Here is an 843-nt window from a genome sequence, read left to right as displayed (position 1 = left end):
TGCCCTGTCGACGAGGTGGCATTATAGAGATCGCGCTCACATTGGCAAGTGTTATTTTGCAAAAATTGCAAAAATAATGATTAAACGACGACTTTTCGCCCAAAGCTTTATTTATCCAACTTTACCCAAAACTATCAAACAACTTATCCACAGAGTTATCCTAAAATGTGTATTTTTAATCCCATTACTTATGCCTATAAATAAAGAAAGCTGCGTGATCACAGCTTTCTTCTATAGATAGATATATCTGTAACTAGATACCTGAACCATCTTGTTCATTACCATCATCTTCATGAAGTCCACATTCACGCTTTAAACCAAAGAAGCGAGTTTCTTCCTCTGACATTCCTGGCTCCCATTTACGTGTCGTATGTGTATCCCCAACAGACAAGTAACCTTCTTCCCAAAGTGGATGATAGGTAAGACCATGTTGCTCGAGGTAGTAGTGAACATCTTTATTAGTCCAATCGATTACGGGCAGAAACTTAAACACGCCATTTTGAATCGACAGTATCGGTAAACCCGCTCGTGATTTACTTTGCTCTCTACGTAAACCTGAAAACCATGTTCCAACATTAAGTTCTTTCAATGCACGACGCATTGGCTCGACTTTATTTATTTTGTTGTACTTCTCGATCCCCTCAACGCCCTGCTCCCATAATTTGCCATAACGTGCTTCTTGCCATTGAGCACTTTGCTCCGCTCGATAAACTTTTAGATTAAGGTTGAGTTTTTCTGTCAACTCATCAATAAAGCGATACGTTTCTGCAAACAGATATCCGGTATCCGTAAGAATAATTGGGATATCAGGTTTTTCTTGAGTCACAAGATGAAGCATGACAG

General features: G+C 39.4%; 1 protein-coding gene. It reads right to left on the bottom strand.

Going from position 1 to position 843, the window contains the following annotated elements:
• Positions 1-253: 253 nt before the first annotated feature.
• Positions 254-843, bottom strand: a 590-nt coding sequence (locus R7044_RS24770; protein ID WP_225455942.1) for a phosphoadenylyl-sulfate reductase, incomplete at its 5' end; no start/stop codon positions are given.

It is taken from the genome of Vibrio sp. 1402, assembly GCF_033340275.1.
This window is presented reverse-complemented; position numbering and strand designations above follow the sequence as displayed.